Origin of the sequence: Budvicia diplopodorum, from assembly GCF_009800925.1 — a bacterium.
Taxonomy (GTDB): Bacteria; Pseudomonadota; Gammaproteobacteria; order Enterobacterales; family Enterobacteriaceae; genus Budvicia; species Budvicia diplopodorum.
This window is the reverse complement of the sequence record NZ_WOYF01000003.1, coordinates 303,416-323,917: the sequence shown is the minus strand read 5'-3', so window position 1 is coordinate 323,917 and position 20,502 is coordinate 303,416. Positions and strand designations below refer to the sequence as shown.

The window sequence follows — 20,502 nt, the reverse complement described above, 5'->3', positions numbered from 1 at the left end:
CACTCATCAGCGTCAGAAGGCAATATTCACAATGTCGGAACTTACTCTGCCCCCAAAGCCTTGCGATCCCTCCTGTTTTAGCAACGGCGAACTTAGCCTACCACAGCTAAAACGGGCACTAGACGGGTTTCAGCTGTGGCTAAAGCTGGCTTTCGAAGCCGGTATTGGCGTCGATGAACTGATTCTGGCCCGCTCCGACTATGTGGACAGCCTACTCCAGCGGCTCTGGCTATTTCACCAGTTTATTAAACCAACGCCAGAAGGCTTGGCAAACAGTAGCGGGCTATCTTTAATCGCCGTTGGCGGCTATGGCCGGACGGAGCTACATCCGCTGTCTGATATCGATATTCTGATCCTCAGCCAGCAGCCTCTGACCGAGAAACAGGCGGAAAGCGTTGGAGAAATCGTTACCCTGCTTTGGGATCTCAAACTGGAAGTCGGCCACAGCGTCAGAACGCTGGAACAGTGTCTGGAAGAGGCTCTGGCCGATCTCACCGTCGCGACAAACCTGATTGAATCTCGCCTTATCTGTGGCGATGTTGCGCTATTCCTGACGCTGCAAAAACACGTTTTTAGTCAGGAGATCTGGCCCTCTGATACCTTCTTTCACGCCAAGTGCCAGGAACAGGAAGAGCGCCATCAACGCTATCACAGCACCAGTTACAATCTGGAACCCGACATTAAAGCCAGCCCCGGCGGCCTACGCGATATTCACACCTTGCTGTGGGTGGCCCGTCGCCATTTTGGCGCTACCTCGCTCAAAGAGATGGTCAGCTTTGGTTTCCTGACGGTTGCTGAATGTACCGAACTGGAAGAGTGCCAGAATTTTTTATGGCGCATTCGCTTTGCCCTCCATCTGATTTTAACTCGCTATGACAACCGGTTGCTGTTTGACCGGCAGCTAAACGTTGCTGAATTACTGGGTTACCAAGGAGAAGGTAATCTCCCGATAGAACGCATGATGAAAGATTACTATCGGGTCACTCGCCGAGTTGCAGAACTGAATCACATGCTGTTGCAGCTGTTTGATGAGGCTATTCTAGCGCTGGACCATTCGGATAAACCTCAGGTGCTGGATGACCGCTTTCAGCTTCGCGACCAGCTGATTGATTTACGCGATCCGCTGCTATTTATTGAACAGCCTGAAACCATTATTGACCTGTTTTACCAACTGGTCATCCACCCGGAAATTAAAGGTATTTACTCAACTACGTTGCGTCACCTGCGCTATGCCCGCCGTCACTTAACCCTGCCGCTGTGTAATATCCCAAAAGCCAGAGATCTGTTTATGGCAATCCTACGGCATCCGGGCGCGGTTACGCGGGCAATTGTCCCGATGCATCGTCATAGCGTTTTAGCAGCCTATATGCCCCAGTGGGGTAATATTGTCGGTCAGATGCAGTTTGATCTGTTCCATGTTTATACCGTAGATGAACACACCGTTCGGGTGTTAATGAAATTAGAAAGCTTTGCCGACGAAGCGACCCGTCAGGCCCATCCACTTTGCGTAGAGCTCTACCCTCGCCTACAAAAGCAGTCTCTCTTGTTAATGGCCGCATTATTCCACGATATTGCCAAAGGCCGCGGAGGCGACCACTCAACGCTGGGCGCTGAAGATGCCAAAGCGTTTGCAGAACTACACGAACTGAACTCAAACGAAACCGAACTGGTAAGCTGGTTAGTCAGGCAGCATTTACTCATGTCGGTCACCGCCCAGCGTAGGGATATTCAAGACCCGAAGGTTATTCAACAGTTTGCAACCGAAGTTCAGACCGAAACCCGGCTACATTATCTTATCTGCCTAACGGTCGCCGATATCTGCGCCACCAATGAGCCACTGTGGAATAGCTGGAAGCAAAGCTTATTACGCGAACTCTATTTTGCTACCGAAAAACAGCTACGCCGCGGGATGCAATATCGCCCCGATCTCAGAGAGCGGGTTCGCCACCACAGGGCTCAGGCGCTGGCGCTATTGCGCCGGGAAAATATCAATGACCAAGCGCTTCACGCCATTTGGAGCCGCTGCCGGGCTGACTACTTTTTACGCCATACGCCGAACCAACTGGCGTGGCACGCCCGCCATTTGGTGAATCATCCGAAAGATCGGCCGTTGGTTTTAATCAGTGCCCTGCCTAATCGAGGGGGAACAGAGATATTTATCTACAGTCAGGATCGCCCCTATCTGTTTGCCGCCACCGTGGGTGAACTGGATCGCCGCAACCTCAGCGTCCACGACGCACAAATTTTCACTAACCGTGACGATATGGCTATGGACAGTTTTATCGTTCTGGAACCTGACGGTAAGCCGTTAACGCCCGACCGCCATGCGGCAATCAGGGAAGGAATTGAACGGGCATTAACTCAGCCAATTTATGAGCGACCGCGCCCTAGAATGGCCTCTTCTAAGCTGCGCCACTTTAGCGTGCCAACCCACGTTAACTTTTTACCGGGTCACAGCGAACGGCGAACCTATATGGAGCTGGTGGCACTGGATCAGCCCGGGTTTTTAGCCCGGGTTGGCGAAGTCTTTGCCAACCTCGGTTTATCGCTACACAGCGCCCGAATCTCCACTATCGGAGAACGGGTTGAAGACTTATTCATTCTCACTAATAGCGATCGAATGGCACTATCTTCTGAAATATGTGAAGAATTGAAACAGAGGTTGACAGAAACCCTAGATCCAAAGGATAAAGATGAGGCTAACAAAAAGTAGCTATAGCCCAAACAATTCGAGCTGTGGGAAAGCGGCAAACTCAATCATCCCGATAGCCAACGCACCGGCAGCTTGATGTATAAAGTACATATTCATTTAATACCAAATCAGGACAAAAGATGCAGCAATTACAAACCATCATAGAAACCGCCTTTGAGCGTCGAGCCGAAATTACGCCAGCAAATGCAGACACCGTTACCCGCGAAGCGGTTAAACATACTCTGGCTAAATTAGACAGTGGAGAACTGCGGGTCGCCGAAAAAATTAACGGAGAGTGGATTACGCATCAGTGGCTAAAAAAGGCCGTTCTGCTTTCATTTCGCATTAATGACAACGTCGTCATGGACGGCGCAGAAAGCCGCTATTTCGATAAAGTCCCGATGAAATTCGCAGATTACGATGCCGAGCGCTTTCAGCGAGAAGGCTTTCGCGTAGTACCACCGGCCAGCGTGCGTCAGGGTGCGTTTATTGCCCGTAACACCGTCCTCATGCCTTCTTACGTTAATATCGGTGCTTACGTTGATGAAGGTACCATGGTGGATACGTGGGCTACCGTTGGTTCCTGCGCTCAAATCGGTAAAAACGTTCACCTTTCCGGCGGCGTTGGTATTGGCGGAGTGTTAGAACCTCTTCAGGCAAACCCGACAATTATCGAAGATAACTGCTTTATCGGTGCTCGTTCAGAAGTGGTTGAAGGCGTTATCGTTGAAGAAGGTTCCGTCATTTCAATGGGCGTGTACCTTGGGCAAAGCACGCGTATTTACGATCGTGAAACCGGCGAAGTTCATTATGGCCGCGTTCCGGCTGGCTCAGTTGTTGTTTCAGGCAACCTGCCGTCTAAAGATGGAAAATACAGCCTCTATTGCGCCGTTATTGTGAAAAAGGTAGATGCCAAAACGTTAGGTAAAGTAGGTATTAACGAGCTTCTGCGGACTATCGACTAATCGCCAAAAAACGCTACAGCGCGGGTTAAAGGCCCGCGTTCTTTTATCTCATCAATCTCCTATTCTAAAAATAGTCCCATCTAAGAAATAGCCCCAAAAATCAATTTTCTTCGGCTCGTCCGGCGGCTTAATTCCTTCAGGCAGCGTCAGCCTAAACTCATTTTTGAAGTAGGCAGCCAAATCATTTCCGTAATAAATAATATCCGTCTGATAAACCGAAAGTACCGGATTACCCTCTTCGTAGGGAACCGACGGAATATAGCGATGGGAATAAATTGGAATCAGCTTAGGCCACTGCCGGTAGTGTTGTTCGGCAATTTCTTTCTGTTGCTCAACGCTATCGGGCTTATCTCCCCAGTCGGCCATCCAGAACTCATTGTTCTCAATATCAAATAGCAGACCTTCCAGCGGCCAGTTAATCCGTTCAATAATCTGTTTTTCTTTCACCGTAGAGCTCAGCCCGGCCCGCCAGTTAATGAATTTGCCTGATATTGGCAGCGCCGTTTGTAAAAATAGCCTAAGGTCCGGAGGAAACTTCACGTTGAAATGGTGTTGAACGGTAATGACTTCCTCGTTGGATAAACCTTTAGCGAAATGAACGCCGCTCTTCTCCAAGAGATTAATCAATATTCTTGCCGTTTGTTTATTCATGCCTGCTTCCAAAGCCCCCAATATAACCGTCCTTCGCTATCAACGTGAAAATACACATTGTCGATTATGTCCTTTTACGGAATTCTGTGATCTCTGACACTAGGCCATTTTTCTACTAAAGAATATCCCCTGCTATAATCAATACTTAGTTTTTATATAATTAAATTGCGTAAAGACTAAGATAAATAGGCGTATTACGGCAATATTATAATTAAATGGTTCTTAATCCACCATTTGGCCTATCACCTTTAGTCATTGAATAAATCAGGAAGGCATTCTTATGTACGATAACCTCATCAGTCTCGGCATTACGAATCCAAAGCAGATTGACCGCTACAGCCTGCGACAAGAAGCCAGTAACGATATTCTGAAAATCTACTTCCGTAAGGAAAAAGGCGAGTTCTTTGCCAAAAGCGTCAAATTTAAATACCCTCGCCAACGTAAAACCATTTTAGCCAATCCGGGGGCAGAAAAATCTTATAAAGAAGTGCATGAAATCAGCCCAAACCTGCGCTACGTAATAGAAAAGCTCGATCAGATTTGTCATGGTGACAAAATTGAAGTGGATATCAAACAGAAAATTCTTGGCGATTTACGCCATTTAGAGCAGGTGGTGACTCGTAAAATCGCAGAGATAGAAGCCGATCTCGAGAGGCTGACGGCGAAAGACAAGTCATAACAGGCGCGCTGAATAGATCAAACCTGATGAGCAAATAATGATTATCCATCAGGTTTATATTGATCGAGCGCTTAAGCCAGACTCTACATGGTACTTACTTTACTAACGTTCCCCACTGACGAATCCAGTCAGATGCAAAAACCTCAGGTTCAGATACTTCAGTTGCGTCAATCAACAGAACCTCACCGATCCGGCTAGCGCCCTGTTCTTGCAGCAGCGCATCAAACTGCTTTCCACCGCCGCAAAAATTATCATAGCTGCTATCGCCCAAGGCAATAACGCCATAGCGTAATTCAGGCTGGTGACCAAGGTTCTCTTTCATATCAAAAAACAGTGAAGCAATAGAATCGGGTAAATCACCCTGCCCGGTGGTTGAAGTCACTATCAGCGCATAGCCCTGCGGATAGGTTTCCCAATCTTCCAGCGTTCCTTCGTCAAATACCGTCACCTCATGCCCAAGCTGCTGAAGCAATGTCTGAGCCTCTTCAGCAACCATCTGTGCGTTGCCATAAACGGTTCCAACGAAAATTCCAATCTTTGCCATGAGGATCCTCTCTGTTTTTAAGGGATTAGCTAACCTCTGTATCCTGTATTATTGGCCGAATAAATTCAACCTCACGATATTCAGGGCATTGGTTCTGCCAGCCCAGCTGAGTCATCAAATGCTGCCATCGGGCTTCCCAAGGAGCCGAAATAACTAATGGCTGTGCGGTAACCGGATGATTTAAAGCTAAATGGCTGGCATGCAGCATCAAACGCGGACAATCAAAATGCTCGGCTAGCGCACGATTATGGCGAAGATCGCCATGACGGCTATCGCCGATAATAGGATGGGAAATATGCGCCATATGGCGGCGAAGCTGGTGCTTGCGCCCGGTCTCAGGGTTCAGCTCAACTAAGCTATATCGGGCCGATGTATACCGCCCGACGGCAATCGGGGCTTCGGCCAGCGAAAGCGTCTTATAGTGGCTAACCGCCTGCTGAGCTTCTCGCTCTTCTTTAGCAAACTTATCGGCAACCTTGTCGAGTTCTTCCACCAAGGCATAGTCGATGGTTCCTGACTCATCCACATAGCCGCGGACGACGGCGTGATAAACCTTATTAATTTGGTGTTGCTCAAACTGTAGCGAAAGCCGGTGGGCAACCTCGCTGGATAGCGCCATTAATAAAACGCCGGAAGTCGGCCTGTCCAAGCGATGTACGGTAAAAACGTGCTGACCAATTTGGTCGCGTACCGTTTGCATCACCACCACTTTTTCATTGCGATCCAGCCAGCTACGATGAACTAACCAACCGCTGGGCTTATTCACCGCGATCAGATGCTCATCCTGATACAGAATATCTAGCATTTATTAACTTCTTTATTAAGCAGTCGGTCAATATTCTGAAGTGCAACCAACAGCGGCTGGTAGTCACCGGCGCGCTGGCTAAAAGAAACTTCAAAATAGGGGGCGATAGCCATATTGGTGGGAAGCGGCCGCTGGTTTTCTAATATTTCCCGCATACGGGAAATAAAAACCCACTGTAGCCACTCTTCAGGCATCATCGTGTCAATACAAAAAGGCTCACAGCTCTCAAACGCTGCCGATTCCGGTGGAACGGTGCTCCATAGATCGCACTCTTGCATCAGCAGCTCGACATCCGCCAGTATCTGCCCTATTTGTTTTTCTAAACTCATGACTGTCTCATTGTTCAATTAAGCACCACGAAGCAGCTAAAGCTTCGTTTGATAGCCAATCATAGCATTTTGCCCCAACGGGTAGAAACCGCCGGTGAATAAAGCACAAAAGAAAAAGAGCCCACTGTATACACAGTGGGCTCAGTCCGTTTTATAGCAATCCAGCTACTCGTTTGCTTCCCTGCTCAATCCCTGAAAACAGTGTCCTATTGGTTATCCTAACCACGCTATCCTTTGCGGCGTCCTACTTTCATCCTGACTATTCATCCTTGCATCATCCTGATGCCTATCCTTGCTAGTCTTCCTGACCCCCTACCATCCTAGTAGGTTTTCATTCTCCATCCTGGAGGTGTCCGTAAGCTCAATCCCTAAACTGTCCTACCATCATCCTGATGGTCTATCCTTGTTGCTCTTCCTGACCACTTACAGCCTTGTAAGCGTTGATTCTCCATCCTGGAGATGTCCGTAAGTTTCATCCTGAACTGTCCTGCCATCGTCCTGACGACAATCCTGAGCTCTTCCTAAGCTAATCCTTTTGCTTTATCCTAAAGCCCGTATCATCCTGATACTTTCCTTTAGTCCTGAGCTCCGTTTCCTTGAACATAGGATCGCTCAATTCCCCTAAGCGCACAATATACCTGCAAGGCTTACATGCTATTCAATCGACTGTAAGCCAAGATAAATAACGTCAACAATTTAATAAATAAGTAATTTATTTTTAAGAGGCAAATGAAATAAGCGTAATGTCTCACAGTGCTTGTGAGATATATCCTACAAGGTGACGATCGTTTCATGTAAGACTTGCATATCAAAAACAGCGAATCTTTAGCCAAGGCCGGATTCAACGGCCATGGCTACCTCAGACCGGCCTGTTTATCCGTGGCTGCAAACCATGTAGAAACTCAGCCAAAGACGGGGCTAATACTTGCCGATCTTTAGTGCCAAAATGCTCCAGTAGCACCTCACCGGAAAGATTACACAGCGAAATCATATCCATTTCTGATTCGGTCGTCGCAATGAACAGCGTAGGCGGCAATTTTAACCGGCGTTGAGTAACCAAATGCCCGATTAAGTTTTCCTGTAAACGAATAAAATCTTCGTCACTCCAGACCTGAATTAACGTTAGTTCAAGATCGCCAAAACGCCCCGCCATATCACCAGCATATTGTTCAGTATAAAAAGCCGAACACTCTTCCCGTAAGATAATGTCAATAGCACGCGCTACGTTCGCCAGCGTTTTTTCTGCGCCAAAAGGCTGCGGTAGCCAAAGCACGGCCCGATCGTCAGTTCTCACAATGCAGGGCGAAGGCACGCCATAAAGCTCTTCACTGGCCGGTTCGTGTCCGACCTGCTTTTGCCACAAATCAATAAAAGAAGAAGTAAACTGAGTTAATGCAGAGATTACCGGATATGTCATATTTCTCTCGAATATTACGTTACACTAGAGCCAATTTTTTTAACCCCAAAGCTATTGAAGTTCCAGCAACAAAGCGGAGCCTAATCAGATGACTCACGCAACGGCGCCTTTCGAATGCGGCTGCAACTTCAAGAACCATGGGAATACGATTATAGCGTTATACCCTACCGGAGTAATAGTATGACTTCCCATTATCAGGACCATCAGGCACTTTCAAACCTCACATTAGGAAAGAAAACTGCCTACATCGATAACTACGATGCCACATTATTACAGGCCGTTCCCCGTAGTTTAAACCGCGAACCCTTAGGACTAACGCCGGATAATCTACCCTTTCACGGCGCAGATATCTGGACGCTATACGAACTCTCATGGCTGAACGCTCGTGGTCTTCCGCAGGTTGCCGTCGGAGAAGTCAGAGTCGCATCTGACAGCGTTAATCTGATCGAATCAAAAAGCTTTAAACTTTATCTCAACAGCTTCAACCAAACGCGATTTGAGGGTTGGGAGCAGGTTAATCACGCATTATCCCGTGATTTATCCCAGTGTGCACAGGGTAAAGTCAACGTAAAACTGTTTCGCTTAGAGCAGCTAGAAGGTCAACCGGTTGGCGCGTTTACCGGCGAATGTATCGACGATCAGCCTATTGAAATTGATAACTATAACTTTGACGATCGGCTGCTGGCTAACGCGGTTACTGACGCTCAGCCCCATGTTAAAGAGCAATTGGTCAGCCACTTACTCAAGTCTAACTGCCTGATAACCCACCAGCCGGACTGGGGCTCGGTCCAGATAAGCTATCAGGGGCCAAAAATCGATCGGGAAGCGCTATTGCGATACGTGGTGTCATTTCGTCATCACAATGAATTTCATGAACAGTGCGTAGAGCGCATTTTCAATGACATTCAACGCTATTGCCACCCAACCCACCTAACGGTCTATGCTCGCTATACGCGAAGAGGCGGGTTAGATATCAACCCTTATAGGACCAGTGAAGCCTTTACACCGACAACGGAAAGACTGGCCAGACAGTAATCAAAAATTGCATTATAAAATCATAATATTACGCAGTACTTCGCAATATTTATATAAATCCATATTTTTATTGTTTACGGTTCCCATAACATCGGTAAAGTAGTACAAACAGATAGAATCCGTGATTACGCTTAGTGAATTTTTAGTCCACATCGTGCCTGAGGGCGTTTTGATTTAATTAAGGGAGTCGGTTTGATTACACATATTAGTCCACCTTTAGGCTCAATGGATCTGCTGTCACAGCTTGAAGTCGACATGCTGAAAAGAACGGCCAGCAGTAACCTTTATCAACTATACCGCAACTGTTCATTGGCCGTGCTTAACGCCGGCAGTATGACGGACAACAGCAAAGAGCTGCTTGAGCGCTATAAATCATTTGATATTAACGTACTTCGTCGCGAACGGGGCGTTAAGCTTGAACTGATAAATCCACCCGAAGAAGCCTTTGTTGATGGCCAATTAATTCGCTCAATCCAGTCAAACCTGTTTGCCGTTATGCGGGATATCCTGTTCGTTAACGGCCAGCTATCTCAGGCACACAGAGTCCAGCATCCCAACCTGAATAGTCCGGTTCATCTGACTAATCTGGTGTTCTCCATATTGCGTAATGCCCGCGCCTTGCACGTAGGAGAAGCGCCAAATATGGTGGTTTGCTGGGGTGGCCACTCAATTAATGAAAACGAATATTTATATGGTCGTAAAGTCGGTAATCAGTTAGGGCTTCGTGAACTCAACATCTGTACCGGGTGTGGCCCGGGCGCGATGGAAGCGCCCATGAAGGGTGCCGCCGTTGGTCATGCGCAACAGGGCTATAAAGACAGCCGCTTCATTGGCCTGACGGAACCGTCGATTATCGCCGCAGAACCGCCGAATCCGCTGGTTAATGAGCTGATTATCATGCCAGACATTGAAAAGCGTCTGGAAGCATTTGTTCGCATCGCCCACGGTATTATTATATTCCCGGGTGGCGTAGGTACAGCAGAAGAGCTGCTCTATCTGCTAGGCATTTTGATGAACCCTGAAAATAAAGATCAAAAGCTTCCGCTGATCCTGACCGGACCAAAAGAGAGCGCTGACTACTTTCAGGTGCTGGATAAGTTTATCCAAAATACGTTAGGCGATGAGGCCCGTAAGCACTACACCATAATCATCGGCGATCCTGAAGAAGTCGCTCGCCAAATGAAGCATGGAATGTCTGCGGTAAAAGAGAATCGCAGAGCCAATGGCGATGCCTATAGCTTTAACTGGTCAATCAAGATCGCACCAGACCTTCAGCATCCGTTTGAACCATCCCATGAAAACATGGCAAACCTGAATCTGCACCCGAACCAGCCTCCCGAGCAATTGGCCGCGGCCCTTCGCCGGGCATTTTCCGGAATTGTCGCCGGTAACGTTAAAGACGTTGGCATTCAGGCTATTGAGCAATACGGCCGCTTCAAAATCCACGGCGACCCGCTAATGATGAAACACATGGATAGCCTGTTACAGGGGTTCGTTGCCCAGCACAGAATGAAGCTCCCGGGTTCAGCCTATACGCCGTGTTATGAAATCATTACTTAATTAGCAGGCAGTGGGTCAATAGACCCTGTTTGCACTAACCCTGCCGGAGATAGCCCTCCGGCAGCTACAGGACGCTCCACCAGCTTATTATGCCTATTCATCTACTGATTGTTGATGCGCTAAACCTGATTCGTCGTATTCATGCCGTTCAGGGTTCACCATGCCAGCAAACCTGCATCAGAGCGCTAGAACAGCTGATACAGCACAGCCAGCCCACTCACGCAGTTGCGGTATTTGATGATGAAAACCGCAATACCGGGTGGCGGCATCAAATTTACCCTGATTACAAAGCTGGCCGTTCCCCTATGCCTGAGGCGTTAGTTGCAGAACTCCCCCAACTGCGTGAAGCGTTTGAACAAGCGGGCGTTGCCTGTTGGCAATCCGTTGGTGATGAAGCTGACGATCTTGCAGCAACGCTGGCCAATAAAGTCAGTCAGTTGGGCTATCAGGTGACTATTGTTTCAACGGATAAAGGCTACTGCCAGCTTCTGGCACCCACGCTGCGTATCCGGGACTATTTCCAAAAACGTTGGTTAGACATACCTTTTGTTCAACAAGAATTTTCAGTGCCAGCCGCACAGTTGACAGATTTTTGGGGGCTGGCCGGTATCAGCAGTAGCAAAATTCCGGGAATTCCGGGGATAGGTCCAAAGGCAGCCTCCACCTTACTCACTGAATATGGATCGCTAGATAAAATTTATCAGCAAATAGACAGCGTACCGGACAAATGGCGCAAAAAATTAATTGAACATAAGGAATTAGCCTATCTGTGCCGCGACATTGCGACCTTAAAGCAGGATATACATCTGGAAGGAAATCTTCAGCAGTTAAGAATCAATAAAGAACCATCGGAACAAAAAGAGAATTAATAAACAGCCCCATTGCTCACGAGCAATGGGGCGTTAATAACAAAGCTAGTCGCGTTCATCTCTGCGGCCGGGAACTGAAGCCCAAATGCGGCGAACATGAACCGTAATTTCTTCGCGATCGTGGTACAGCTGCTTTGCGCTGATTTGTGCGTTAATGCCGTTCTCTTTCAGCTTATCCTCGATCATTTTCAGATTTTGGCAAACCTCTTCATAACGCTTTTTCATCGGCAGCTTAAGGTTAAAAATGGCTTCCCGGCACCAGCCCTTTATCAGCCAATCGGCCATCAGGCTCGATACCCGCCACGGCTTTTCTACCATGTCGCAGACAACCCATGAAATGTTAGAGCTGGTAGGCTCGAAGCGAAATCCGTCTTCCTGATGATGAACCACCTGACCGGTGTCCATAATGCTCTGAGCCATGGGCCCATTATCAACCGCATCGATCATCATGCTGCGTTTAGTCAGCTGATAGGTCCAGCCGCCCGGGCAGGCGCCCAAATCAACCGCTTTCATACCGCTGGCCAAACGCTCATCCCACTCATCGGCAGGAATAAAAACGTGAAATGCTTCTTCCAGTTTCAGCGTTGAACGGCTTGGTGCATCGGACGGAAACTTCAGGCGCGGAATGCCCATAAAGAAAGGTGAGTTATTGTTACTGTAAGAATAGCCGACATAACAACAGCCGCTGGCGATAAAGAAAACGTGGATCACCGGCCGATGGCTATTCTCTTTAGCCAATAAAATATTGCGTGACCGCAATGCCTGACGTAACGGAACCGTCAGCTTGCGGCAAAAATTCAATAGCTCTTTGCCATCATTGGTATCTGGTACTTCTACCCGCAGGTCGCCCGCGTTTTCTACCGCGCCTTCAATCATGGCAATGATAGGTGAAATTCGATCTTCGACCGGTAAGTTGCGCAACAATGCCCCAACCAGCAGCATCTGACGGGCAAAGATTAAAGAGCTAAACGGCAATTTATGAATTAAACGCTCGGCATCTTCACGCTGATAGCATTCGAACAGCACATAGCCGCTGTTATCCTTAACCCGTGCAAAGCCATACGCTTCCAGCCCTGCGGCTTTCTCCGTGATTTCTGCCGCACACTCTTTCTCAAACCCTGGACGGCAATACAACGCTATAGTATTCACGGTTAAACCTTTTTATTCAGGCGCACAGCGCCAACCAGCAGAAGTGCCCAGCCGATTAGGAAGCAAAAGCCCCCGATTGGCGTGATATACACCCACATTTTTGTTGTCGATAGCGCCAGCCAATAAAGGCTACCGCTAAATAAAATAGTACCCAGCGCTAAGAAGGCAGCGCTGCATTTAAACCACGCATTATTCTGCGACTGAACGGCGAACCCTAGAGCCAGAATAGCCAAAGTATGTAATCCCTGATATTCCAGACCAGTGCGCAGCCACGCCATTTGCTGAACATCGAGCACTTTACTTAATCCATGCGCCCCAAACGCACCAAGAGCAACAAAGATAAAACCGCTAAGTGCAGAAAAAATAAGAATTAAACGACCATTCATGATAACTAACCCTATTACTGTCATCGGTGAATCAAGAGAAACTGTGTGAATTCTACTGATAATACTCAGTTTCCACAGTGAATGTTTTCATTTTTGCCGACATTTATTCATCGTAGCGTAAATGAACGCTCTCTTGCTCACTGGAAGCAAGGGCTAAAATCCACTCTCGAAAAGACGCTATTTTACCCAGTTCAGCCTGGCTGTCATGACATACCAGATAAAAAGCATTTTTACTGGCTAATGCCTGATTGAACGGACAAACCAAGCGGCCGGACTCTATCTCCGCCAACGCCAACATATTGTTTACTAACGCAACACCCTGACCGTGAACCGCAGCCTGCACCACCATCGCCGTATGGCTGAAAATCGGCCCCTGCTGCACGTTAATGTGCTGCACGCCTAATTGGCGTATATACGCCTGCCAGTCGCGTCTTGACGCATCGTGCAACAGAGTCTGATACTCAAGCGCTTTCGGCGAGGTTAACGGATTATCACCCATCATCAGGCTAGGGGAACAAACGGGTATCAGGTACTCGGCATACAGCGGTTCTACCCGCAGCCCGGACCAATTCCCTTTACCGTAATAAATAGCCACGTCTACGTCGTCTGATAGCTTCCATTCATCGCGATCGATCGCCTGAATTCGCACATCAATGCCGGGGTAGCTTTCATGGAACCCCGAGAGCCGGGGAACTAGCCACTGAATAGCAAAACTGGTAGGCAAACTTACGGTAAGCGCACCTTTAGCGCTACGGGCCTGCAATTTTCGGGTTGCCTCATTAAGCGCAATAAAGATTTCTTTGATATCTAAGTAGTAGCTCTGCCCCTCTTCGGTCAATAAAAGAGAGCGGTTACGGCGGCGAAAAAGCTTTAGCCCGAGAAAATCTTCCAATGACTTAATTTGATGGCTAACTGCGGCCTGTGTCACAAAAAGCTCTTCTGATGCTTTAGTAAAGCTAAGGTGGCGAGCAGCAGAATCAAACACCCGTAGAGCGTTCAACGGAGGTAATCGTTTCATATAATTGGCAGTAATTCCCAGATGCAGCGCTACAGGGTGGCGATATCCGCCCATCTATTCATTAGTTTTTCTAATGCGATACATTATAAATTGTCCTTTGAGTATATGCCAGCAAATACCTATAGTAGCGGTACTTCCTAAGCCGGAATGAAGAATGTGTGTTTTTTGAATGAAGGGCGCACTTTTGGCTTTGTGGTTGTGATGTTGTGTTTGCTAATTACCTGACGCTTGTTGGGTGCGATCGCTAGTCATTGATTACATTGTGCTAACGATTTATCTATTTTCTGAACATTTACCCTGTCTGTCCGTAGTGATTTCAGTAGCACCGCAAACGCGGTGCTTTTTTTTATCTAAAATATGGTCTCACACCTAGTAAGGCTGCTTCACAAACTCTTTCACCAAGTCCTGACTAATCTGCTGTTCGCCGTCAAAACGGGTCTCATAGGTATATATGCCGGTATTTTGGTCAAGAGAAGGCTCACCAACGGTGATAATCTTCGTACCATCGGCCATTGTCATTTCATAGTGGCTTGAGCATCCGGCCAGCCCTAAAGTCAATAACAGAGCAGAAGCGATAAGAACAAGACGTTTCATAAAACTATTCCTTACGGTTAAACAGGGGAAAACCCGATAAAAAATCATGAGCCATTTCGATCACATACTATAACTATACCCAAATTCATTGAAGTTGCAGCGATCACCGCTCATGCAGGTAAAACATTCAATGAATTTGAGCGTAGTAACTATCTTCTGAAAAGCACCCGACTGCAATAAAATAGTGCCAATTAGCGCTGTTCTTTGCTGTCGCTGCTAGTACAATCTTTTTTATTCGCGGCGTTAATCTGCCGACCACAAATAAAGTGTTATACCAATGAAATCTTTTGATCCCATTTCGTTTCGCCAACATTTTCCCGCATTACACCAGACTGGTTGCTATCTGGATAGCGCAGCAACGGCGCTTAAGCCGTTAAGCGTCATTCAGGCAACCGGCGAATATTATGCCCACAATGGCGCTACGGTCCACCGTAGTGCGCACAGTGCCGCACAAAATGCTACAGAACGCTTTGAAAATGCACGCAAAAGCGTTGCCAGCCTGATTAACGCGGCCAGCCAACGGCAGATAGTCTGGACGAAAGGAACCACCGAAGCGATTAATCTGGTTGCTCAAAGCTATGCCCGCCCGCGTCTAAAAAGCGGAGATGAAATAGTCGTCTGTGAATCAGAACATCACTCCAATCTCATTCCATGGCTGATGGTTGCACAGCAAACCGGCGCTAAAGTGGTTAAACTTCCGGTTAATGAAGCATACTTACCCAACTTAACCCTGCTGCCAAGCTTACTGACCCACAAAACTAAAATTCTAGCCATAGCCCATATGTCTAATGTGACCGGTGGCTGTCCGGACCTTAAGCTTGCCATATCGTTAGCTCACCAAAACGGTACTGTCGTTGTGGTTGATGGTGCTCAAGGCGTGGTACATTCACCGCCGGATGTACAAGGGCTAGATGTGGATTTTTACGCCTTCTCAGCCCATAAGCTTTACGGACCAACCGGCATTGGCGTGCTTTATGGCAAAGCATCGCTGCTGGATAACATGGCACCTTGGCAAGGCGGTGGAAAAATGCTAACTCAGGCGTCATTCGACGGGTTTGAAGCCCAGTCAGTGCCGGAGTGCTTTGAAGCGGGCACGCCCAATATTGCCGGAGTTATTGGGTTTGGTGCCGCGTTATCATGGCTAAATACTCAGGACCTTGTTGAAGCAGAACGTTACGCCTGCTCACTGACACAATCAGCCTATGACCGAATCTCGACAATTCCCGGATTTATCAGCTATCGGGCTCAAAACAGCAGCCTGCTGGCCTTCAATATAGCCGGTTTCCATCACGGCGATGTGGCAACGCTGCTGTCAGAACAGAGCGTAGCCATTCGCTCTGGCCAGCACTGCGCCCAACCGCTGCTGGATGCTATCGGCGTTAGCGGTACGTTACGCGCTTCATTTGCTCCCTATAACCAACCTGATGACGTAGATAAACTGTATCAGTCATTAATCAGCGCCCTGTCCCTACTGGAGTAATCATGACGATTCTTGCCCCGCACCCTTTTGGTACGGAGATTAATACCGAGCACCTACTCGAACAGTTTGGCAATAAAACGCAATGGGAAGATCGCTATCGTCAGTTGGTTCAGCTAGCTAAACGGCTGCCCGAGCTGCCCGAAGAGCTAAAACAACGGCAGCTTGAGCTAAAAGGCTGTGAGAATAGAGTGTGGCTAGGCCACCAAATTATGCCTGACGGCACCCTCCACTTTTACGGTGATAGTGAAGGGCGAATAGTGAAGGGGATTCTGGCTATCTTATTGACACAGATTGAGGGTAAAACGCCAGAGCAGGTATTAGCCCTCGATCCATTAAAATTCTTCGACAGACTGGGGATTTATCAACAGCTCAGCGCATCGCGATCTCAAGGCCTCGATGCACTGGTTGCTACCATTAGAAAAGCCGCTGAATTTTATAGGTAAAAGTAGGCCGCTGACATCATCAAGAATGGTGAACTATCAAAGCGCAACTCTTTGGCGCTCAGCCTTAGCCAGCATCTTCTTCAAGGCATGAGAAACCGCGACAAATCCGAATGAAGCCGTCACCATAGTGATGGCACCAAAACCCGAAGCGCAGTCCATACGCTTAGGCCCTTCAGCGGTGCTTTTAACGGCACACACGCTGCCATCGGCCTGAGGGTAAACCAGCTGCTCGGTTGAAAATACGCAGTCGATCCCCAGTTTTCCTTTACTATTCTTCACTACGTTATAATCGCTTTTAAGGCGTTCACGCAGTTTGGCGGCCAGCGGGTCTTGAATGGTTTTGGCTAAATCAGCCACCTGAATTTGTGTCGGATCGATTTGCCCACCGGCACCGCCGGTAGTCACCACCGGGATTTTATAGCGCCGACAGTAAGCCAGCAGCGCTGCCTTAGGCCGGATACTATCAATAGCGTCAATCACATAGTCAAACCTGTCGGTAATATACTCGGCTACGTTATCGGGTGTAATAAAATCATCAATACAGGTGACTCGGCATTCGGGGTTGATCTCGGCAATCCGCCGAGCCATAACCTCACCTTTGGGCTGGCCGATAGTCTGTCGCATAGCATGGATTTGGCGGTTGGTATTGGTCACACAAACATCATCCATATCGATCAGGGTAATATGGCCAATGCCGCTACGGGCCAGAGCCTCAGCGGCCCAAGAGCCAACGCCACCGATACCAATAACGCAAACCTGAGCCTGAGAAAACAATGCTAAAACCTCCCGACCATAAAGCCGGGCAATGCCGCTAAAACGTTGTAAATAGGCCTCAGAATAACTGGCAGACATGACGACCTCATAATCTCTAACTGGTTGACACAAAAATAAAATCTTCTGGATTACAGCTTCACGGACGGCAAATCGTTGGCAATATCCGCCGGAGTACTGAGTACCCAAACCCGGCCATAGTGATTATAAAAGCCGGCCGCATGCCCCGCTTCATCACCAACACCCTGATAAATATCAAAGTGATGCCCTTTAATTGCACCACCCACGTCTAACGCAATCATCAGACGCATTTCATATTTACCGGTAAATTTACCTTGGTTATCCAATAACGGCACTTCTGCCAGAATAGTGGTTCCCGGTGGGATCAGCGTTTTATCTGAAGCGACAGAAGCCTTAGCCACTAAAGGAACCGCGCTTGCTCCTTTAACCGGCGCTGAATGCCTTGGCTTGAAAAAGACAAATGAAGGATTCTGTTCCAGCAGCTCTCTGACTTCGGCTTCACTGTGCTCGTCAGTCCATTTCTTAATCGCCTGCATTGACATTTCTTCACGTGGAACTTCATTACGGTCAATCAGAACCTTACCCACGCTATGATAAGCCCGGCCATTTTTTCCAGAATAGGCAAAAAACACCAGCGGCGTACCGTCACCAAAATCAACATACGCACTGCCCTGAACTTCCATCATAAAATTGTCGACGAGAGAGTTACTGTAGGCCAACTCTAAGCCTAAACCATCAAGCGCTCCGGCATAGATCCCTGCACGATCGGGAAGGCGACGCATCTTTTTAGTTTTGCCGGGCATGCTATACAGCGGGTATTTAAACTCCCCTTGCTTGGTATGGCGGGCATGAATAACCGGAGTGTAGTAACCGGTAAACTGAACATTACCGAAATTATCAACGCCTTCCATTTGATAAGCATTGATTTTGTGTTTCGTCAGTTGAACGCCTTCTGCTCCAGAGACCATCCATTGGAAAATAGCCTGATAGGTCTCGCGATGCTTCGCATAAAGTGAAGGCGATACTTTACTAATTTCGGAAACCTGTTGGGCGAAATCCTGACCGTTAACAGGCTTATTCTTTGCGTTAGGATTATTTACCAGTGCAAACGGTTGGGTTAGCTTACCGTCTTTATACTGCTGACCTTTGTCAGTTGGTCGCGACTCACATCCTGCAAGTAACGCGATAATTAACCCACCAAGTACATATTTAGCCCAACGTCCTTTCATTTCGCCATTCACCTTTATTCACTATCGATTGCTATGGGACAATACTAAAGCCACAAGTATAAAGGAAAGGCCCCATAAATGAAGCAGTGAAAACAAATGAACAAAAGATCGTCATAATTTGCAGACATCGGCGGTTTTTATAACTTTAGGGAAAAAATCACTTGCAACCTGAGTCACAGAGAGTAATATGCGCCTCCTACGGACGCGGGGTGGAGCAGCCCGGTAGCTCGTCGGGCTCATAACCCGAAGGTCGTCAGTTCAAATCTGGCCCCCGCAACCAATTAAATATTGTAGCTGCAATACTAATTGGAAACGTTTGTAGAAATCTGGAAATAGAAAGTAGAAGTAAAAGTAGTATCGGACGCGGGGTGGAGCAGCCCGGTAGCTCGTCGGGCTCATAACCCGAAGGTCGTCAGTTCAAATCTGGCCCCCGCAACCAACTAAATAATGTCGCTACCGTATTCAGTTGAACCGATATAAAGCAGTAAAGAAGCACGAAAATAGAGTACAGCAAACGTAGTTTCGGACGCGGGGTGGAGCAGCCCGGTAGCTCGTCGGGCTCATAACCCGAAGGTCGTCAGTTCAAATCTGGCCCCCGCAACCAATACTACTGAACCTTGCAGGCATTGCCTCCAAGGTTTTTTTATGTCTGCAATATCCCGCCTTTCCATTATTTATTCTCTGCTAAAACTGGTACCCGCTTATTTATTGTTGGTTAATCATTAACGATTGCGAAATACGCTCTAATTCTAGCACCCTAACCGTTGTTCTACTTGCTGTAGCCCATTTCAATCGAACGGTAATCATCCGCTCCTATCACCAGCAATACGGTACTTTTGTCGGAAAGTACCCAGGTGTGGGTCGTGCTGCCCGAGGCTTCATTGAACTTCGACGTGTATGCCCCATATTTCTTTCCAAAGGCTGCCAGCAATCCGTTGCCTTTCTCCTCAAGAACCCGATCGGACAACCCTGTGGGGACAATAGTTTTCCCAAAGAGATGTACTCTTATATATACCAGTTTGCCGTTTTCGTAGTCAGCATGCAGCATCTGATCGGCCAAGCCAAAGACTTTGCCGCGATATACCAAGGCATACTCATCAACCGCCTGAACCTCAAACCCCTGCTTTTTAGCTTCCGCGTCGCCCTGTACTCTGGTCATGCCCAAAGTAAACCCGTGGAAATCAGAGTTTTCGACAGCCGCCACATGAAAGGCCACGAAAAAAAGCCCGTAAACAACAATCCTTATTATTTTCATACTATTATCCGTTAAGTAACACTGATTAAAACCGGTACTCGCCTGTTTATAGTGGAACAATATTTAGTCGTCAAAAATACGCCTTAATTCCGATACAGCACAGGCTGCCGTTACTTGCCGTAATCAATAGTAACTGAACGGTCATAGTCCGGGCCTAGTACCAGCAGTAGGGTACTTTTATCAGAAAGTATCCAAGTGTGGGTCGTGTTGTCCGTCGCTTCATTTAACTTAGACGCATGCGCTCCGTATTTTTTATCGAAAGCCGCTAGCAACTCAATGCCTTTCGCCTCAAGAGCCTTATCGGACAGCCCGGTGGGACCAGAGCTCTTTCCCCACATATATACCGAAATTTCCGCCAGCTTGCCGTTTTCGTAACGAGCATTTAGTACCCGATCGGTCAGGCCAAAGGCTTTGCCAGCATATACTAAGGTATTCGCATCAAGTTCCCGAACCTCAAAACCCTGCTTTTTCGCTTGCGCATCACCCTGCTCTCTGGTCATGTCCACGGTGAATCCTTGGAAATCGGAGTTCCCGGCAGCCGTCGCATAAAAAGCCACGCAAAAAAGTGCACAAACAATCACTCTCATTATTTTCATATTATTATCCTTTA

At 47.7% G+C, this 20,502-nt stretch carries 21 protein-coding genes and 3 tRNA genes; 11 read left to right on the top strand and 13 right to left on the bottom strand.

Features of this window, described 5'->3' with window-relative positions; genetic code table 11:
• Positions 1 to 31 precede the first annotated feature (31 nt).
• Both glnD and dapD read left to right on the top strand, forming a co-directional pair.
• A complete protein-coding gene (gene glnD / locus GVI43_RS05395) occupies positions 32 to 2,713 on the top strand; it encodes a bifunctional uridylyltransferase/uridylyl-removing protein GlnD (protein ID WP_159565828.1) in 2,682 nt (893 codons plus the stop codon).
• A gap of 119 nt (positions 2,714 to 2,832) precedes the next feature.
• On the top strand, positions 2,833 to 3,657 hold the full coding sequence (gene dapD, locus GVI43_RS05390; RefSeq protein ID WP_159565827.1) for a 2,3,4,5-tetrahydropyridine-2,6-dicarboxylate N-succinyltransferase: 825 nt from the start codon (positions 2,833 to 2,835) through the stop codon (positions 3,655 to 3,657).
• A gap of 51 nt (positions 3,658 to 3,708) precedes the next feature.
• Here the strand turns inward: dapD and GVI43_RS05385 are convergent, their stop codons facing one another.
• Positions 3,709 to 4,308 carry a hypothetical protein gene (locus GVI43_RS05385; protein WP_159565826.1) on the bottom strand — a complete coding sequence of 200 codons (600 nt, stop codon included), beginning with the start codon at positions 4,306 to 4,308 and terminating at the stop codon, positions 3,709 to 3,711.
• Positions 4,309 to 4,588: 280 nt separating this feature from the next.
• Between GVI43_RS05385 and GVI43_RS05380 the strand changes: the two genes are divergently transcribed.
• Entirely contained in the window at positions 4,589 to 4,987 is a 399-nt protein-coding gene (locus GVI43_RS05380) for a DUF3461 family protein (protein WP_159565825.1), read from the top strand.
• Between the two features lie 94 nt (positions 4,988 to 5,081).
• On the opposite strand, the gene GVI43_RS05375 is transcribed toward GVI43_RS05380, so the two are convergent.
• From GVI43_RS05375 to syd, 4 genes are all read right to left on the bottom strand, one after another.
• The gene (locus tag GVI43_RS05375) at positions 5,082 to 5,531 is read right to left on the bottom strand and encodes a flavodoxin (RefSeq protein ID WP_159565824.1); all 450 of its coding nucleotides are present in this window, start codon (positions 5,529 to 5,531) and stop codon (positions 5,082 to 5,084) included.
• 25 nt (positions 5,532 to 5,556) lie between these two features.
• A complete protein-coding gene (truC, locus tag GVI43_RS05370) occupies positions 5,557 to 6,336 on the bottom strand; it encodes a tRNA pseudouridine(65) synthase TruC (RefSeq protein WP_159565823.1) in 780 nt (259 codons plus the stop codon).
• Positions 6,330 to 6,665: a YqcC family protein gene (locus tag GVI43_RS05365; protein ID WP_159565822.1), complete on the bottom strand. Its 336-nt coding sequence runs from the start codon at positions 6,663 to 6,665 to the stop codon at positions 6,330 to 6,332. The genes truC and GVI43_RS05365 overlap by 7 nt, the downstream gene beginning before the upstream one ends.
• A gap of 859 nt (positions 6,666 to 7,524) precedes the next feature.
• Positions 7,525 to 8,082: a SecY-interacting protein gene (gene syd, locus GVI43_RS05360; protein WP_159565821.1), complete on the bottom strand. Its 558-nt coding sequence runs from the start codon at positions 8,080 to 8,082 to the stop codon at positions 7,525 to 7,527.
• 180 nt (positions 8,083 to 8,262) lie between these two features.
• Between syd and queF the strand changes: the two genes are divergently transcribed.
• The 3 genes from queF to xni all read left to right on the top strand — a co-directional run bounded on the left by queF (position 8,263) and on the right by xni (position 11,546).
• Complete coding sequence (gene queF, locus GVI43_RS05355) at positions 8,263 to 9,117, top strand: NADPH-dependent 7-cyano-7-deazaguanine reductase QueF (RefSeq protein ID WP_159565820.1); 855 nt, start codon at positions 8,263 to 8,265, stop codon at positions 9,115 to 9,117.
• Positions 9,118 to 9,309: 192 nt separating this feature from the next.
• Positions 9,310 to 10,677, top strand: a complete 1,368-nt coding sequence (gene ppnN / locus GVI43_RS05350) for a nucleotide 5'-monophosphate nucleosidase PpnN (protein WP_159565819.1) — start codon at positions 9,310 to 9,312, stop codon at positions 10,675 to 10,677.
• 89 nt (positions 10,678 to 10,766) lie between these two features.
• Complete coding sequence (xni, locus tag GVI43_RS05345; RefSeq protein WP_159565818.1) at positions 10,767 to 11,546, top strand: flap endonuclease Xni; 780 nt, start codon at positions 10,767 to 10,769, stop codon at positions 11,544 to 11,546.
• Between the two features lie 45 nt (positions 11,547 to 11,591).
• Here xni and rlmM read toward each other — a convergent pair whose 3' ends face one another.
• From rlmM to GVI43_RS05325, 4 genes are all read right to left on the bottom strand, one after another.
• On the bottom strand, positions 11,592 to 12,695 hold the full coding sequence (gene rlmM / locus GVI43_RS05340; protein ID WP_159565817.1) for a 23S rRNA (cytidine(2498)-2'-O)-methyltransferase RlmM: 1,104 nt from the start codon (positions 12,693 to 12,695) through the stop codon (positions 11,592 to 11,594).
• Between the two features lie 2 nt (positions 12,696 to 12,697).
• Entirely contained in the window at positions 12,698 to 13,081 is a 384-nt protein-coding gene (locus tag GVI43_RS05335; RefSeq protein ID WP_159565816.1) for a DUF423 domain-containing protein, read from the bottom strand.
• A 103-nt stretch (positions 13,082 to 13,184) separates the two neighbouring features.
• Positions 13,185 to 14,099 (bottom strand): transcriptional regulator GcvA, encoded by a 915-nt coding sequence (locus GVI43_RS05330; RefSeq protein WP_159565815.1) that lies wholly within the window; start codon positions 14,097 to 14,099, stop codon positions 13,185 to 13,187.
• A 369-nt stretch (positions 14,100 to 14,468) separates the two neighbouring features.
• The gene (locus GVI43_RS05325) at positions 14,469 to 14,693 is read right to left on the bottom strand and encodes a YgdI/YgdR family lipoprotein (protein WP_159565814.1); all 225 of its coding nucleotides are present in this window, start codon (positions 14,691 to 14,693) and stop codon (positions 14,469 to 14,471) included.
• A gap of 277 nt (positions 14,694 to 14,970) precedes the next feature.
• On the opposite strand from GVI43_RS05325, the gene csdA reads away from it, so the two are divergent.
• Both csdA and csdE read left to right on the top strand, forming a co-directional pair.
• Entirely contained in the window at positions 14,971 to 16,173 is a 1,203-nt protein-coding gene (gene csdA, locus GVI43_RS05320; protein WP_159565813.1) for a cysteine desulfurase CsdA, read from the top strand.
• A gap of 2 nt (positions 16,174 to 16,175) precedes the next feature.
• The gene (gene csdE / locus GVI43_RS05315) at positions 16,176 to 16,616 is read left to right on the top strand and encodes a cysteine desulfurase sulfur acceptor subunit CsdE (protein WP_159565812.1); all 441 of its coding nucleotides are present in this window, start codon (positions 16,176 to 16,178) and stop codon (positions 16,614 to 16,616) included.
• Between the two features lie 36 nt (positions 16,617 to 16,652).
• Here the strand turns inward: csdE and tcdA are convergent, their stop codons facing one another.
• Positions 16,653 to 17,468 (bottom strand): tRNA cyclic N6-threonylcarbamoyladenosine(37) synthase TcdA, encoded by an 816-nt coding sequence (gene tcdA / locus GVI43_RS05310; protein WP_159565811.1) that lies wholly within the window; start codon positions 17,466 to 17,468, stop codon positions 16,653 to 16,655.
• Positions 17,469 to 17,518: 50 nt separating this feature from the next.
• Positions 17,519 to 18,637: a murein transglycosylase A gene (mltA, locus tag GVI43_RS05305; RefSeq protein WP_159565810.1), complete on the bottom strand. Its 1,119-nt coding sequence runs from the start codon at positions 18,635 to 18,637 to the stop codon at positions 17,519 to 17,521.
• Positions 18,638 to 18,840: 203 nt separating this feature from the next.
• Between mltA and GVI43_RS05300 the strand changes: the two genes are divergently transcribed.
• From GVI43_RS05300 to GVI43_RS05290, 3 genes are all read left to right on the top strand, one after another.
• Positions 18,841 to 18,917, top strand: a tRNA-Met gene (locus GVI43_RS05300).
• 82 nt (positions 18,918 to 18,999) lie between these two features.
• Positions 19,000 to 19,076 (top strand) — tRNA-Met (locus tag GVI43_RS05295).
• A gap of 88 nt (positions 19,077 to 19,164) precedes the next feature.
• Positions 19,165 to 19,241: transfer RNA gene (locus GVI43_RS05290), tRNA-Met, on the top strand.
• A gap of 165 nt (positions 19,242 to 19,406) precedes the next feature.
• On the opposite strand, the gene GVI43_RS05285 is transcribed toward GVI43_RS05290, so the two are convergent.
• Both GVI43_RS05285 and GVI43_RS05280 read right to left on the bottom strand, forming a co-directional pair.
• A complete protein-coding gene (locus GVI43_RS05285; RefSeq protein ID WP_159565809.1) occupies positions 19,407 to 19,796 on the bottom strand; it encodes a hypothetical protein in 390 nt (129 codons plus the stop codon).
• 206 nt (positions 19,797 to 20,002) lie between these two features.
• The gene (locus GVI43_RS05280; RefSeq protein WP_159565808.1) at positions 20,003 to 20,488 is read right to left on the bottom strand and encodes a hypothetical protein; all 486 of its coding nucleotides are present in this window, start codon (positions 20,486 to 20,488) and stop codon (positions 20,003 to 20,005) included.
• Positions 20,489 to 20,502 lie beyond the last annotated feature (14 nt).

Excerpts from the sequence above, each read along its gene's own strand:
- glnD (WP_159565828.1), top strand. The coding sequence starts at position 32 with ATGTCGGAACTTACTCTGCCCCCAAAGCCTTGCGATCCCTCCTGTTTT.
- dapD (WP_159565827.1), top strand. The coding sequence starts at position 2,833 with ATGCAGCAATTACAAACCATCATAGAAACCGCCTTTGAGCGTCGAGCC.
- GVI43_RS05385 (WP_159565826.1), bottom strand. The coding sequence starts at position 4,308 with ATGAATAAACAAACGGCAAGAATATTGATTAATCTCTTGGAGAAGAGC.
- GVI43_RS05380 (WP_159565825.1), top strand. The coding sequence starts at position 4,589 with ATGTACGATAACCTCATCAGTCTCGGCATTACGAATCCAAAGCAGATT.
- GVI43_RS05375 (WP_159565824.1), bottom strand. The coding sequence starts at position 5,531 with ATGGCAAAGATTGGAATTTTCGTTGGAACCGTTTATGGCAACGCACAG.
- truC (WP_159565823.1), bottom strand. The coding sequence starts at position 6,336 with ATGCTAGATATTCTGTATCAGGATGAGCATCTGATCGCGGTGAATAAG.
- GVI43_RS05365 (WP_159565822.1), bottom strand. The coding sequence starts at position 6,665 with ATGAGTTTAGAAAAACAAATAGGGCAGATACTGGCGGATGTCGAGCTG.
- syd (WP_159565821.1), bottom strand. The coding sequence starts at position 8,082 with ATGACATATCCGGTAATCTCTGCATTAACTCAGTTTACTTCTTCTTTT.
- queF (WP_159565820.1), top strand. The coding sequence starts at position 8,263 with ATGACTTCCCATTATCAGGACCATCAGGCACTTTCAAACCTCACATTA.
- xni (WP_159565818.1), top strand. The coding sequence starts at position 10,767 with ATGCCTATTCATCTACTGATTGTTGATGCGCTAAACCTGATTCGTCGT.
- GVI43_RS05335 (WP_159565816.1), bottom strand. The coding sequence starts at position 13,081 with ATGAATGGTCGTTTAATTCTTATTTTTTCTGCACTTAGCGGTTTTATC.
- GVI43_RS05330 (WP_159565815.1), bottom strand. The coding sequence starts at position 14,099 with ATGAAACGATTACCTCCGTTGAACGCTCTACGGGTGTTTGATTCTGCT.
- GVI43_RS05325 (WP_159565814.1), bottom strand. The coding sequence starts at position 14,693 with ATGAAACGTCTTGTTCTTATCGCTTCTGCTCTGTTATTGACTTTAGGG.
- csdA (WP_159565813.1), top strand. The coding sequence starts at position 14,971 with ATGAAATCTTTTGATCCCATTTCGTTTCGCCAACATTTTCCCGCATTA.
- csdE (WP_159565812.1), top strand. The coding sequence starts at position 16,176 with ATGACGATTCTTGCCCCGCACCCTTTTGGTACGGAGATTAATACCGAG.
- tcdA (WP_159565811.1), bottom strand. The coding sequence starts at position 17,468 with ATGTCTGCCAGTTATTCTGAGGCCTATTTACAACGTTTTAGCGGCATT.
- mltA (WP_159565810.1), bottom strand. The coding sequence starts at position 18,637 with ATGAAAGGACGTTGGGCTAAATATGTACTTGGTGGGTTAATTATCGCG.
- GVI43_RS05285 (WP_159565809.1), bottom strand. The coding sequence starts at position 19,796 with ATGACCAGAGTACAGGGCGACGCGGAAGCTAAAAAGCAGGGGTTTGAG.
- GVI43_RS05280 (WP_159565808.1), bottom strand. The coding sequence starts at position 20,488 with ATGAAAATAATGAGAGTGATTGTTTGTGCACTTTTTTGCGTGGCTTTT.